Annotated in this window: 13 protein-coding genes and 2 pseudogenes; 8 read left to right on the top strand and 7 right to left on the bottom strand. The window is 65.5% G+C overall.

The window, feature by feature from the left end:
• Nucleotides 1-16 precede the first annotated feature (16 nt).
• A complete protein-coding gene (locus NBY65_RS21965) occupies nt 17-511 on the bottom strand; it encodes an IS1/IS1595 family N-terminal zinc-binding domain-containing protein (protein ID WP_150045714.1) in 495 nt (164 codons plus the stop codon).
• A gap of 77 nt (nt 512-588) precedes the next feature.
• On the opposite strand from NBY65_RS21965, the gene tnpA reads away from it, so the two are divergent.
• From tnpA to NBY65_RS21950, 4 genes are read left to right on the top strand one after another with little or no spacing between them, the layout of a single operon-like run.
• Complete coding sequence (gene tnpA, locus NBY65_RS21960; protein ID WP_150045713.1) at nt 589-1,008, top strand: IS66-like element accessory protein TnpA; 420 nt, start codon at nt 589-591, stop codon at nt 1,006-1,008.
• 29 nt (nt 1,009-1,037) lie between these two features.
• Entirely contained in the window at nt 1,038-1,400 is a 363-nt protein-coding gene (gene tnpB, locus NBY65_RS34115) for an IS66 family insertion sequence element accessory protein TnpB (protein WP_150045712.1), read from the top strand.
• Nucleotides 1,401-1,407: 7 nt separating this feature from the next.
• Nucleotides 1,408-2,985: an IS66 family transposase gene (gene tnpC / locus NBY65_RS21955; RefSeq protein WP_250265718.1), complete on the top strand. Its 1,578-nt coding sequence runs from the start codon at nt 1,408-1,410 to the stop codon at nt 2,983-2,985.
• Entirely contained in the window at nt 2,982-3,614 is a 633-nt protein-coding gene (locus NBY65_RS21950) for a UPF0149 family protein (RefSeq protein ID WP_203330783.1), read from the top strand. Before tnpC ends, NBY65_RS21950 begins: the two co-directional genes overlap by 4 nt.
• A 40-nt stretch (nt 3,615-3,654) precedes the next feature.
• Here the strand turns inward: NBY65_RS21950 and NBY65_RS21945 are convergent, their stop codons facing one another.
• The gene (locus NBY65_RS21945) at nt 3,655-3,846 is read right to left on the bottom strand and encodes a hypothetical protein (protein WP_150045840.1); all 192 of its coding nucleotides are present in this window, start codon (nt 3,844-3,846) and stop codon (nt 3,655-3,657) included.
• A 378-nt stretch (nt 3,847-4,224) separates the two neighbouring features.
• Here NBY65_RS21945 and NBY65_RS21940 point away from each other — a divergent pair, with 378 nt between their 5' ends.
• On the top strand, nt 4,225-5,259 hold the full coding sequence (locus tag NBY65_RS21940; RefSeq protein WP_250265717.1) for an IS630 family transposase: 1,035 nt from the start codon (nt 4,225-4,227) through the stop codon (nt 5,257-5,259).
• A 37-nt stretch (nt 5,260-5,296) separates the two neighbouring features.
• Here the strand turns inward: NBY65_RS21940 and NBY65_RS21935 are convergent, their stop codons facing one another.
• Both NBY65_RS21935 and NBY65_RS21930 read right to left on the bottom strand, forming a co-directional pair.
• Nucleotides 5,297-7,528, bottom strand: coding sequence for an AAA family ATPase (locus NBY65_RS21935; RefSeq protein ID WP_150045534.1), 2,232 nt, complete (start codon nt 7,526-7,528; stop codon nt 5,297-5,299).
• A 2-nt stretch (nt 7,529-7,530) separates the two neighbouring features.
• Complete coding sequence (locus tag NBY65_RS21930) at nt 7,531-8,823, bottom strand: GIY-YIG nuclease family protein (protein WP_150045535.1); 1,293 nt, start codon at nt 8,821-8,823, stop codon at nt 7,531-7,533.
• A gap of 98 nt (nt 8,824-8,921) precedes the next feature.
• On the opposite strand from NBY65_RS21930, the gene NBY65_RS21925 reads away from it, so the two are divergent.
• Entirely contained in the window at nt 8,922-9,203 is a 282-nt protein-coding gene (locus tag NBY65_RS21925) for a ribbon-helix-helix domain-containing protein (protein WP_150045536.1), read from the top strand.
• A gap of 47 nt (nt 9,204-9,250) precedes the next feature.
• Here NBY65_RS21925 and NBY65_RS21920 read toward each other — a convergent pair.
• Nucleotides 9,251-10,375: pseudogene (locus NBY65_RS21920) on the bottom strand (ISAzo13 family transposase); the annotation flags it as partial.
• On the bottom strand, nt 10,302-10,577 hold the full coding sequence (locus NBY65_RS34110; RefSeq protein ID WP_162530898.1) for an IS66 family transposase zinc-finger binding domain-containing protein: 276 nt from the start codon (nt 10,575-10,577) through the stop codon (nt 10,302-10,304). The pseudogene NBY65_RS21920 and the gene NBY65_RS34110, both read right to left, overlap by 74 nt.
• Nucleotides 10,578-11,960: 1,383 nt before the next feature.
• Here NBY65_RS34110 and NBY65_RS21910 point away from each other — a divergent pair.
• Together NBY65_RS21910 and NBY65_RS21905 are read left to right on the top strand one after the other, a co-directional pair.
• Nucleotides 11,961-12,829 (top strand): annotated as a pseudogene (locus tag NBY65_RS21910) (IS1380 family transposase); the annotation flags it as partial.
• 68 nt (nt 12,830-12,897) lie between these two features.
• Nucleotides 12,898-13,116 carry a transposase domain-containing protein gene (locus NBY65_RS21905; protein WP_150045538.1) on the top strand — a complete coding sequence of 73 codons (219 nt, stop codon included), beginning with the start codon at nt 12,898-12,900 and terminating at the stop codon, nt 13,114-13,116.
• On the opposite strand, the gene NBY65_RS21900 is transcribed toward NBY65_RS21905, so the two are convergent.
• A complete protein-coding gene (locus tag NBY65_RS21900) occupies nt 13,074-13,337 on the bottom strand; it encodes a hypothetical protein (protein WP_162530897.1) in 264 nt (87 codons plus the stop codon). The genes NBY65_RS21905 and NBY65_RS21900 overlap by 43 nt on opposite strands.
• Nucleotides 13,338-13,383: the final 46 nt, after the last annotated feature.

Genomic DNA, 13,383 nt, shown 5'->3' with positions numbered 1-13,383 from the left:
CCCTCCCTGGCTGGCATCATCGGAATGCCCGGCTGGTTTGCCTCGGAACAGGTGGCTGGCTTGCGTCGGAATCGCCGGCTGTTTTCGTCGGAATACGCACCCTTTTTGCGACCTCTGTCGGTTGGCCCTTGTGTCCAGCCACGACATAGACTTCATCGATTTCCACGGCGCCTTCCAGCTTCGCGGCCGGTGTTCGGGCCACCAGCCCTTGGCGGAGCTGCTCGGTCATGGCCTGCACATCCGAGGTACCCAGATCCAGTTCCTGGGCAATCTGCCGGTTGGAAAGGTTCAACCCCATTAGGTAGAGGCACAGGACCCATACGCGCAGCGGCTGGTGGTGTCCCGCCAGCACCGTGCCGCTGAGGTCGTCGAAACGTCCGTGGCAAGCCTTGCAAAGATAGCGCTGTCGATGTGGCTGCCCTTCGTCGTGGCCGTTGCGGATCACCATGGCACTGTCGCACTCGGGACAGCGCACGCCGTCCGGCCAGCGATGTTGACGCACAGTAACCATTGTGACGACCCCACCTACGAAAGTCGCGTGCACGCGGAGATGATAGGTGCTGTTCCTGTTTGAAGGAGGGCACGGCGATGGACGGGATGGCAAGGGATGGTGGTCTGGCGAGCCGGGTGAGCGCAGGGGGCGGGCGCCGGCAGTGGTCGGCAGCGCAAAAGGCGGCGATTGTAGCGGAGAGCTATGCGGCCGGTGTGCGAGTGTCGGAGGTTGCGGCCCGGCATGGTGTGAACGAAAGCCTTGTGTTTACCTGGCGGCGGCAGGCGAGGACCTCGCAAGCGATGGTGGCGAGTGAAAGAGCAAACGAGGAATTGCAGTCCTCACCAGCGTCGTTTGTACCGGTGATGCTTTGTGATGACGCAGCTGCGGATCAGCGGCTTCAGCGGGCGGCCGGCAGCATTGAGATTGCGGTGGCGGATGTGAGCATCCGGGTCACGGTGGGCGCGGATGCGGCGACGCTGGCGATGGTGTTGGCGGCGGTGCGAGGGGTGGGGTGATTGCGCCACGAGCTGGGCTGCGGGTGTGGATGGCGACGCGGCCGGTGGATTTCCGAAAGGGGGTGCACGGCTTGGTCGCGTTGGTGGCAGATGTAATGTGCGCTGATCCGTACGGCGGAGATGTTTTCGTGTTCCGCTCGAAGCGAAACGATCGTGTCAAACTGCTGGCATGGGACGGTAGCGGAATTGTGTTAGCGACAAAGTGGTTGGAAAATGGACGATTCGTCTGGCCACCGGTCCAGGACGGCGCAATGAGCTTGTCTGCGAGCCAGCTGGCTCTGCTGTTGGACGGGCTGTCGTGGTCGCACGCGGTGGCGGCCCCTGTCAGACGGCCTGTCTGGCCGTCTGGGACGAGAAATCCCTCTGGTACGACCGCGGCCACGCTGGTATAGGTTGGCTATGCCGCTGCGCCGCGAAGATCTCCCCACCGATCCCGACCAGCTTATCGCGCTGGCCCTGGAACTCGCGGCGGAGAACGAGCGGCTGCGCGCAGCGCTGAAGACGATCAACACCCTGCATTTTGGCACGAAATCCGAGCGGCTGGTGGTCGTCGTGGACGGGCAGATGACGCTGGGTCTCGGCGACCTGGCCACCGACGCGAGTCCACCGCCACCGCCGGCCAACGACGCTGGCACGGCAAAGCCGAAGGCGTCGGCCAGACCTTCGCACAAACCGGCACGCCGCAACATCGGTGCCCTGCCCACGCACCTGCCACGGTGTGAGCGGGTGATCGAGCCGGACAATACCAGATGCCCGTGCTGCAGCGGCCGGATGCACCGCATCGGTGAATGTGCGACCGAGGAACTCGACATCGTGCCGGCGATCCTGCGGGTGCTGCGCACGGTGCGGCCGAAATATGGCTGCCGTGCCTGCGAGAGCGCCGTGGTGCAGGCGCCGGCTCCCTCGCGGCTGATCACCGCCGGCATGGCCTCCACGGCCCTGATCTCCTGGGTCGTGGTCTCCCGCTTCGCCTGGGCCATGCCGCTCAACCGACAGACCCGGATGCTCGCCAGCTACGGGATCGCGCTCGACTGCTCGACCCTGGTGCACTGGGTCGATCGCGCCGCCTGGTGGCTTGAGGGCTTGTATGACCTGCAGCTGAAGACGATCCACAGCTTCCAGCATGTCTTTTGTGACGAAACCCCATTGCCGGTGCTCGAGAAAGGACGTCGCCGGACGCGCAAGTGCCAGCTGTGGGCGCACGCGGTGGACGACGGGCCCTGGCAGGGACCGGCGCCGCCGGCGGTGGCCTACGTGTTCAGCACCGGACGCAACACCGAGGCGATCGCCACCCAACTCGGGGATGACTTCACCGGCATCCTGCAGGTCGACGGCTATGGCGCCTACAAGGCGTTGGTGAAGCGCACCCGGCGCGGCAAGATCCGGCTTGCCTTCTGCCTCGCGCACGCGCGTCGGAAGTTCGTGGCCGTGCACAAGACCACGCAGTCGACAGCCGCTGCCGAGATCCTCGTCGAGATCGCCGCGATCTATGCCATCGAGAAGCGCATTCGGGGCGGCACGGCCGACCAGCGACTGGCGGTGCGTCAGGTCGAGAGCAAGCCACTGATGGCAGCGCTGAAGCGCCGGCTGACCGAATTGCTCGCCGAGATCTCGGTGAAATCGACACTGGCAGCGGCGATCCGCTACACGCTGAGGCACTGGGACGGCCTGACGCTGTTTCTCGAAGACGGCCGCGTGGAAGTCGACTCCAACACGGTGGAGCGCTCGATGCGGATCATCGCTCAGGGCAGGCACAGTTCGCTCTTTGCCGGCTCGGAACGTGGCGGGCGCACTTGGGCGATCCTGGCGTCGCTGCTGAATACGTGCCGGCTGAACGACGTCGATCCGCTGACCTGGTTGACCGACGTGCTGGAGCGCATCGTCTCCGGCCGCACCAAGAGCCATCAACTGCACGAGTTGCTGGCCTGGAACTGGAAGGCCGCCCGCATGCCTCAGTCGTTGCAGGAAGCAGCATGACGCGCCGATTGACCAAGCCAGTGCCGCCATCGGCCGCAGCCAGCGTGGCTCGTCCGCCCATGCCGTTCGATGAACTCGACCGCTGGCTGCGCACACCCCGTCCGCGAACCCCCATCGCCGACGGCCTGACCATGCTCGACGGCTTTCTCACCGCCATCGTCGTCGGCCCGGTTACCTATGAACCGCTCGGCTGGATCTGCCCGCTGCTCGGCGTCAGCAAGGACGCGTATTGCCACGGCAACACGCCGGAGTTCGCCGCCATCGCCGCTGTCGCCAAATATCACAATGCGCTGGCCGCCACGCTGAGCGAGACGCCGGACCAGTTCACGCCGCGGTTCGACCGCAGCGAATCGGGTGCGGTTGATGTCGGGCCCTGGTGCCGCGGCTTCCACGCCGCCATCCAGCTCAATCCGAAATACTGGCGCCCCCTGCTGCCCGCACGCCGGCAGGCCCATCTCTGGCTGATCCCTATCCTCGCCCACTGCACCGACCCCGACGGCCGCCGGGTCCCGGGGGCCCCACCTCCGGGACCACTGACCGAACTGGCCCGCTTCGACGCCCATCGCAACATCCCATCCGCCATCGTCGCCATGCGCGAATTCTGGGCGCCCACCCGCTACGGCCGCTGACCACCGGGCGTGCGGAGCACGCAGCCGCCGTACCCTTACCTCAGCGGCCGCGCGCCTGTGCCAGCACTCCGCCTCCTGCTGCGTCTCCAATCATCGTCCGCGCCCCCGCCAGTCTCGCCGCGCGCGCGTGACAGCGCCAGGTGATCAGGCCGCAATGGTTACGACGCACAAGCTCGAAGCACTTGGCCTCGTCCAGCAGGCCCGAGAGGTTGACTACATCGGATACGGCCATGATTGCGTAGGCTCCTCGGACCGACCGGATTGCATCTTCATCCCATCAGATCAGAGACTTGGCCTTGGTGCTACCCCTCGACATTCACCACCCCGAAACCCGATAAGAGCCTCGACGGTTTGCTGCGCCGTTGCACGCCGGTGTGTACCGCACCCGAATTCCTGGACAATAGTACCGTCGAGGCCGGGTAATGCCGGCGGAGGGAAGGAGCCCTGTCCCGCCCCAGGCGAGGGAAGGGCCAACAGCCCGGTGATTGACGATGAGTCTACCAACGCCGTCTGAAACGGTTGAGAAGCTGCAGACCTCGCTGCAGGCGAAAGCTATTGATCCGGCCTGGGCTGTCTTGGAATGAGGTAGGGCTGCGCCCAGGTCTGGCAGATGAAGCACCTGGACATGCGGAGCCTGGCGCCTGCGGCTCAAGAGGAGCGTCGTCGGCAGGTGATCGGGCTACGGGAACGTGGCTTGACCTACGCTGAAATTGCCGCGCAGGTTGGGCTGACCAAGAACGGCGTGTTCGACATCTGCAAGCGCTTCCGAGCGCGTGGGATAGCGGGGTTGCAGACCGGCCCGCGCGGCCCTGCGCCGGGGACCGGACGGTTTCTCGCGGCGACACAGGAAGCGGAGATCCGCAAGCTGATCCGCCGCGGCACGCCGGACGCCTATGGCCTGCCGTTTGCGCTGTGGAGCCGGGCGGCCGTGGCGGCCCTGATCGAGCAGTGCTGCGGCGTGCGTCTGGCGGTACGCACGATGAGCACCTACCTGGCGCGCTGGAACTTCACCGCACAGAAGCCGCTGCGGCGCGCCTATGAGCAGCGGCCCGGGCAGGTCCGGCACTGGCTGGAGAAGGAATACCCAGCCATCCAGACGAAGGCGCGGCGACAGAAAGGCGCGATCTTCTGGGGCGACGAGACCGGCCTGCGCTCCGACGACGTGCGCGGCCGCGGCTATGCCCCGCGCGGCAAGACGCCCGTGGTGCGCCCCTGCCACAAGCAGGCCAATGTCGGCCTGATCTCGGCGGTGACCAACAAGGGCGAACTGCGTTGGATGGTGCTCGACCGGGGTATCACCGCTACACTGCTGATCACCTTCCTCGAGCGCCTGATCCGCGATGCCAGGAGCAAGGTGTTCCTCATCCTCGACCGTCTGCCAGTCCACCGTGGCCGAGCTGTGCAGGACTGGCTGGCCGGGCGGCGTTCCCAGATCGAGGTGTTCCACCTGCCCGCCTATAGCCCAGAACTCAATCCGGACGAGGGACTGAACGCCGACCTCAAGCAGAGCATCCCGCGCAAGGCACCGGCCCGCAGCCGGGAGGCGCTGAAACGCAACCTCATCGGCCACATGCGCAGGCTCTCCAGGCCGCCAGCCCGCATCCGAAGCTACTTCCGCCACCCCACATTCCGCTACGCCGCCTGATCCAAGACCGCCCAGGCCGGATCAATATGTACAGTGATTATGGGCTTTCGCCATTGGCATGTCGTCGGATGACCGCCTCCGCGTCGGGCCCATCAAGCAGTTGGCGCTCCACGAGCATGGTGGCGAGCGCCCGCACAGCTTCTGTCCGCGGCCGGATGAGCAGATCCCGGGCTGCCGCATAAGCATCGTCAAGTCGGGCGCGGACGCGCTCGGCGAGCCTGGCATTCCTCGCAAGGACCACCGGAATGGTGCTGGCATCTGGCATACCGTACCACACCAAGCCGGCCTCCGTGAGACCGAGCGCCGTGTCCGCGATCACCGCCAGCCACGTGGCCCGGGCGAGGTCGCTTTCGTGTTCACCGCCCGCACCGGACGACGCGAAGCCCAGCAACTCTTCTTCAGCCGCACGACCAGCGAGCAAGATCATCAACTGGCGTTTCAGGTCGGCCTCGCACAGATGCGTGGACTGCGCCATTTCTGCATCGGTGAAGCCGCCTTTTCCATTGCCCGCCCGCAAGGACACCCCCTTGAGCGTCCCGGGCCGGAGAACGCTGATTGCTACGGCATGGCCAGCTTCATGTACGGCGGCGATCCAGAGGTCTTTGGGGGCCCTGCTCTCCATACCACTGATCTCGGCAAGCAGATCGTCCAGCATCATGGCCCTGGCAGCCGTCCTGGCGCGGCGGCGCGCACCACGCACCCATTTCTCGCAGTCGGCGCCCGTACCCCCGGTTGCGGCCAGCGCGGCTGCGGAGAGATCCACGCCCGCGAGGTCGGCTCCGAGGTGCTCACGCAGGATCGCCGCCAGGGCCGTCCGATCGGGTAGGGACAAACGAATGTGGCGGTCGAGCCGTCCACTGCGGATCAGTGCCGGATCGAGCTTGTCCGGGTAATTGCAGGCGGCAATGAGGACCACACCTTCCCGCCCCTCTACGCCGTCAATCTCCGCCAACAACCCGTTCACCACCTGGATCTCCCATTCAGCGTAGTGGTATGAAACGGTCGAGCGATTTGGAAAACTGTCGAGCTCATCAAGGAAGAGGATGCATGGTGCGGACTCCCGCGCCCGCGAGAACGTCCGTCGCATCGCCTTGAGAAGATCGCCCTGATGGGCGTTGCCCGTGCCGTGCCACTCGGAATACGATCCGGATACCAGCGGGACGTCGCAGCTCCGGGCCAGGGCGCGTGCGAATAAGGTCTTGCCGACGCCGGGTGGACCGGACAACAGGCAACCGCGATCCACTTCGGTCGAAGTCATCTTGCCTTCGGCAACCAGCCGCAAGTCACTGGCCAGGCCCACCCCCCAGCGGACCGCCTCGTCCATGCCGTGAAGACGGGTGAGATCCGGCGTGTTCCGCGGAGAGGTCGGAACGATCGCGGCACGGACTGCGGCGGCCTGATCGCGGTCCATCAGGTCGACCAGCTTACGAACATAGGCATCAGCCGCTTGGCCGGGACGTCGCGCCAGACGTAGCAGCCGCGGCGTGAGCAGGACGGTCTGCTCCTCGGAGAGACGTTCCGTGGGCGTCTCGTCGCACAGCTCGGTTACGATCGCCGAAACGTCGTCCGGACAAAGCCTTGGCACCGTCAGCCGGATGTCGGCGGCCTGGACCAGATCATTCGGCAGCCAGGCGGGATCGGCGGTGAATGCGGCGCAGTGCCGCCCCTTCGCGATGCTGGTGGCGAACTTCTCGGCGGCCTGGCGCCGTTCATACTCACGAGGCGCTTCGCTTGCCACCCAAATGGCACGAGTCCCGTAGATCTCGTGCAAGCCATCAGCAGGGCGGTTATCTGTGCAGGCCAGATCCTCCCATTCATCCTGCGCGATCATCGTCCAGACCGAGCCGGGGAGCAGGACAAGGCAAACGACACCGTCACGCCCGGCGGCGCCGGCGCTGATGCCGGCGGCCTCCAGTGCGCGAGTCAGCATCACCCGCACGGCGATGCGCGCCGGATCGGACGGTTGCTTTCGGATGTGTCCGTGGTCCGCGTCTGGATCCGGAGCGTCGACATTGTCTACAGGCGCCGTGCCGGCCGAACCGGACAAGGCAGTCGGAGCCAGGTTGGGCACATCGTCTGCATCCGCGGTCAGTGCGCCCGGATGAGCACGCCACCGCAATGAGAACGGCCATGGGAGCCGCATTACCAATTGGCTACGGATCCGACGGCACCAGCGACGCTGGTGGGTGATTCGCCGGAGATCGCAGGACAGTTCACCAACGACCTGCTGGTCGGTCGCTCGTCCGTCCTGATCGGAATGACCGTGCATGGTCAGACACCCCTCGCCTGAGGATGCACCGCGCCGGCGAGGCCCGGTGTGAACCCGAACGCCCAGGATATGGCATCCTCCGTGAACGGACCCTGCGGCCAGCCCGGCAGGCGGCGCAGGCGGGCGCGGATCGCCGATTCACCCAGTCGCTCGATGCGCCCCCCTTTCAGCCCTGGGTCGTCCAGCACCTGCCGGATCACCTCACGGACGCCGCCTGCGACGCGTCGGCCGTCAGGCAGAACGAGGGTAAGATGCACTCGGCGGTCCACCGGGGTCTGCAGCGCCGCCAGCACCATCGTAGGGTCGAGCTCAGCGACGTCGGTGTTCCGACGTCGCAGGCGGTGCCAGCGCGTCAGCACCGTGGCGCGCGGTATGCCAGTCAGGCGCGCGAAGGTCGCCGCATCCACCGGAGGCGCGGACGAGGAACGCGGATCCGGCAAAGCGAGTCGTGCCGCCCGGCATCGCTGCTGCGTCGCGTGGCAGCGCCGATCGGTTCCGGCATCGTGGCTTTCGCCATGACCGGCCTGACGAGCCCGGTGCAGCCGCGAACGCGCGGTCGCAATCGGCAGTCCTTCCACCCTGGCGAGGTCGCGCAGGCTGTCGTAGCGCCGCCCATGCCACAGAAAGGGCGGTCGACGTGTCCGCGCATCGCGATGATCGACCAGTTCGAACGCCTCGTCTGTCGGCCAACCGAGTTCCAGGCGGGCGCAAACCGTGGCTTCCGCAAGCGGCCGAAAACCGCTGCGCAGGCGCTCGGCGTTGATGTCGGCGAGCGCGGCGGAAATCGCTGGGAAGCGGAGTTCGCCGCGCACCGGATGGGAGAACGAGATTTCCTTGGCATTGCCGGGGCCGCCAACCGAGGCGCCGCCAGGCATCAGGTTGAAGCCGGTCGGGGCGGCAGTGCCGAGACGGGCGATCCAGGCCTTCTCGGCCCGACGAGCCTGCGTCAGGTCGGCGCAGACCTCGAGCACCTTGGTGATGAAGCGCTCACGCGGCTTCTGGCCTGCCCGGAGCACCTCGCGGATCGCCTCGGTGATCGTGCCGTGCCGCCCGCGGCGGCCGCCGTCGCGCATGGCGTCGGCGCAATGGGCGGTGAAGCGGACCGGCAGCGGACGCTGTGTGAGGCCGACGTAGCGCTTGCCGTCGGCGGTGCGACGGATCTCGTAGATGAGGATCGGCCGTGCCGATGGCAGAGTGGAAATCGTTGACCGAAGAGGAACTTGGTAAGAAGTGGGGGTTTTCACGCGATCATCCAGCAGAGTGATTGGCGCCTGAGTTGTGCTCGATCGATGCATGTATGAAAAGTCGACTTTTAGGATTCACACTTGATTGTGAAATGCACCTCGTGGATATCGGTCGTGCAGCCCCTGGTGCGCCACCTGATAAGGAGTCGATGACGAAGTCCCTGGAACCCGCCCACACACCCGCCGAGGCTGACGCCGGATCGCGGCGTCAGCCGTCCCGGATCGGCGCGGTGTGGGTCGGCGCGCATTTCGATCCAGCGGTCAAACGCGCCCTTCGGATGCTGGCCGCCGCGCAGGACACCACCGTCCAGGCCCTGCTCGCCCGCGCCATCAACGATTTGCTGGAACACCATGGTCACGGGCGACCGGCGGACGAGGCCGTGCGACCCCGAGGGGGCGCCGCCCGGGCGATCAAGAAAGGCGCCCCCTGACCAGGAACCTTATGGGTGAATTTAGGACCTGAACCCGAATAGCTGCTTCAGTTATAGGGCGACCTTGGTCTGATGGTGTAGTTCCATTCGCCGTGGAAGTTGGCGGTTTGGATATCGAGGCTGGCCATCTCGGTGTCGGAAACCTTGACGTCCTTCTCGTAGCTGTTGGTGTCGAGCCGACAGGCGACGGTCAGGCCGGTTCTGGTGATGGTGCTGGCGATCAGCTGCACGACCACCTGATAGCTGACCAACGGCGCGCGCCAGTTCTGGGTGATGAAGGCGAACAGGCGGTGCTCGATTCGGTTCCACTTGCTGGTGCCCGGCGGCAGGTGGCAGACGGTAATGGCGATGCCGATTTCGTCGGCCAGGGCTTGCAACTCGTGCTTCCACAGCCGCACCCGTGTGCCGTTGCTGCCGCCGCAGTCGGCGGTGATCAGCAGCTTCGTCGCGGCGGGATAGCGGGTGGTGCCGAGGTCGTGCCACCAGCGGCGGATGGCCTCGACAGCGAAGACGGCGGTGTCGTGATCGATGCCGACGCTGACCCACCCGGCATTGGCGGCGATGTCGTAGACGCCGTAGGGCACGGCTTTGCCGAGTTCGGGAATGGCGAAATCGTGGACACGAACCGCTTCGGGTTGTCCCTTTGGCCGCAGTTCACATCCGCCGTTCCTGAAATCTCCGACAAGCTCCTTCTTCTTCGTGTCAACCGAGATCGCCGGTTGTCCGGCCGCCTGGAAGACGGCCACGGCGGCGTTGATGTGTTCGAACTGAGCGTTGCGGTCGGGATGCTGCGTGCCCTCGCGGGTCTTGCGGTTGGCCTGCAGGCTGAAGCCCAGCGTGCCTACAACCGCCCGACCAGCTTCTGTCCGGCCACGAACCCACGTGTGGCGAACGCGGCCGAGAGATGGCGCTGGCTCTATGCTGGCCCAGCGCAGTGCCGCTTACGGGTCACCACGGATGGACGATTGTACCAACTCCTCAGTGCCGCCAAAAGCCCAGGTTGCGTCTCGGTCGCTGGCTTGCTGCCTCCCCCGGCGGACGCGCTGGCTGCCAGGTTGCGTACCCGAGCGCAGGTCCGCCAGCCCCCGATTGATCGTGCTACGTGCAACCCCGGTCGCTTCGGCGACCGCGGTGATCCCGCCGCGTCCGGCAGCCCGCGCCTCGCTCGCCGCGCATGACGGTCTCGCAGGCGCGGCAGCTCAGCTTCGGGCGAACATGCTTGATCACCTTGAAGTTGGCCGGGACGTATTCGAGCACTTCGCGTTCGTCATCGCCGATGCGGCTGAAGGTGGTGCCGCCGCAGCCGGGGCAGGTACAGGGCGGCTCATGGACGACGGTTTGGCGCGGCAGACCCGGCGGCAGCGGCGTGCGCACCGGCTGGCGGCGCGGCCGCTCGTCCGCGTGGGCGAGACCATCCCCGATTACGGGAATGCGTGGTAGGCGGTCATCAGCTTACGCTTACGGTTGGACCGCCTGTCTCGAGCGGCCAAAGCTGTGACGCGCGACCGTGCTGGCCGAGGGCGCCGCCGAAGAAATCATCCTGGGGGCGCCCGGTGCAGGCGGCGGCCCAGCCAGCGACCTGGCGCGCGCCACCGCCCTGGTTACGGCGGCGATGGGATCTTGAGGCTCAGCCGGAGAGGTGAGCGCTGCACAGGCGGGGGAGCGCCGTATCAGCTTGCGACCGTTGCCGCGCGCGGTCGAGGACGGGATCGACGCCATGCTGGCGGCTCGCGGCGACCTATGCGGCGGCGCTGGAGATCGCCCGCGCCCACCGCAACGGAATCGAGGTGATCCCTGCGCGCCGCTCGAGGCGGGTAAGCTCGACGGCCCCGCGGCCAAGGCGCGGCTACGTGGCGTCCAAGGGCAAGGTCCCGGCGTAATCCCGGCGCCTCACTGCGGTTACCCCCGTTTCCATGACGGCGCACGTGAATGAGCCGGGCTGGTGTCGCTGCATGGCGAGCGGTCCGAAACTGCCGCGAGGCTGGTAACGCTTTCTCTCTCGCTTGCATACTTTCACTTGCATGCACCCCAAGCACGCATCTCAGCATCGTCCCCTCGTTACTCTGGTGCTGCGTAACACATTTTCGGATTTGTGAAACACAAATTCCGGTCCTTTCGCGAAAGTGGGGGAAACACTTTTTTGGAACGAATTAGCAATTTTTCTGGTGCGCAGCTGCCGCAGAAACTTTGTTGGATGCTTGCGGCTTCCCTCTTTCAAACTGGCCAGGGCCATGTCCCCGATCATTCGCGTGCGCAATGGTGACATGGTTGTCTCCCTTGATTGATATTCCGATGGACGTTATCGGGTTCGCCACCCCAAGAGCTACGCCCGATCGGCTCAGCCCTGCCTTGATCCGGCTCGCCTCGGCGCAGCCGTTCCGTCCAACGCACCCGTATTATACGGTGTCGGGACGGTGCGGTACCGGCATTTCACCCCAAAAACACCGCATGCTGGCGGTATCCGCTTTTCCAAAACTTGTGTTTCACCGCACCGAAATAGTGTTATCCAATTTCTGAAAAATATTACCCGACTCCCAAAAAGCGTTACACAGCCGTTATTGGAAGCAAAAATGCAAGTGCGCGCCTGAAGACTTTCAAAACATTCTTCTATCAGGTAGCCTGATACCTTCTGCAGCGGTATGTACATAACACACTTGCGCCACGGCATTGAGCGCGATCTTCAGCGTGCATGCATTTTGTTGACAGAGATATCTAAAACTTACCATGCCGGGCCACGGATGAGGCACGGTCTATACTGTGGTGCTCTTATCGGAGTTCAGCTTTCCAGCTGTGGGCCGCAAGAAACTGACCGCCGCCTTCGACGGCGGGCGCATCACCTCCGATGGCGGCATGCTGCTGCTCGGCGAGGTGGAACGGCAGCTCGGCATCGCCGAAACACTGGCCAGCCTGATCGCTGATCCCCGCACCCCGCTGTTCGTGACGCACGCTGTCAGTGACATCCTGCGCGCCCGCATCCTCGCCATTGCCTGCGGCTACGAGGATGCCGACGACCTCGACCAGCTGCGCGGCGACCCGGCCTTCAAGCTCGCCTGTGGCCGCCTGCAGGACAGCGGCGGCGACTTGTGCTCGCAGCCGACCATGTTGCGCTGGGCTTGACCGCGAAAGCGGCCAAGGCGCCGACCATGCGCGAGGTGATCCGCATGACCTACGCCCTGGTCGACCGCTACTGCGCCAGCTATGCGCGCCCCCCGGTCACTGTCACGCTGGACATCGATGACACCTGTGATGTCGCACATGGCAACCAGCAGCTGGCTCTGTTTCACACCAATTACGATGAGCGGCGCTTTCTGCCGATCCACGTCTACGACGCCGCCACCACGCGTCCGGTGGCGGTCGTATTCCGCCCGGGCAAGACGCCAAGCAGGGTGGAGATCCGCGCCCATGTGCGGCGTATGATGCGCCGCATCCGCACGCACTGGCCCAACACGCGCATCATCCTGCGCGGTGACAGCCACTACGGCCGCCATGAGGTGATGGCGTGGTGCGAAGAGAACGGCCTGCGCTACATCTTCGGCCTGTCCGGCAACGCCGAACTCGACCAGATGGTGGAGTCGCTCGCCGACGATGTGCGGGTACGGCGCGCCGAGGCGCAGGCGGCACTGCTGGCGTTGCGCGGCGGCGCACCGCCGGTTGACGCGACGCAGTTCAGAGCAACAACGCGGCCGAAAGAACCATGCGCCCCCCGGTCCTCGGTAGGCGCAACCACCTCTTCTGCCTCTTCTGCGGCTCCGACCCGGGCGGCCGTCGCGCCGCCTGCATCTACACCATCATCGAGACCTGCAAGCTGAACAGCATCGACCCGCAAGCCTACCTCACCGATATCCTCGGCCGCATCGCCGATCATCCCATTCAGCGCACCAGCGAAATGCTCCCCTGGCACTGGAAAAAGTAGCCCAGCACCCGCTCGGCGCCGACGGCAAATACCGCGGTCATCGGCCGACGCTTACTGCGGAAATAGCGGCCCAACGGTAGCAACGAGCGGCCACACTTCGCCGCGTGGTAAGGGGCGCACGCATTCTCAACGAAGGCGTCGAACCCGGTGCCAACCAACTCGATCTGGAGACGGTCGTAGAAGACGTGCCCTGGTGAGCGCGGCAGTTCCGCCCAGGTCACTCGACGAAACCGCTGCCAGCACCAAAATGGCGCGCCTGCATGGTCG

Origin of the sequence: Rhodovastum atsumiense (genome assembly GCF_937425535.1) — a bacterium.
Classification (GTDB): Bacteria; Pseudomonadota; Alphaproteobacteria; order Acetobacterales; family Acetobacteraceae; genus Rhodovastum; species Rhodovastum atsumiense.
Note: the sequence above shows the minus strand (reverse complement) of the source record. Positions and strands in the feature narration are given on the sequence as shown.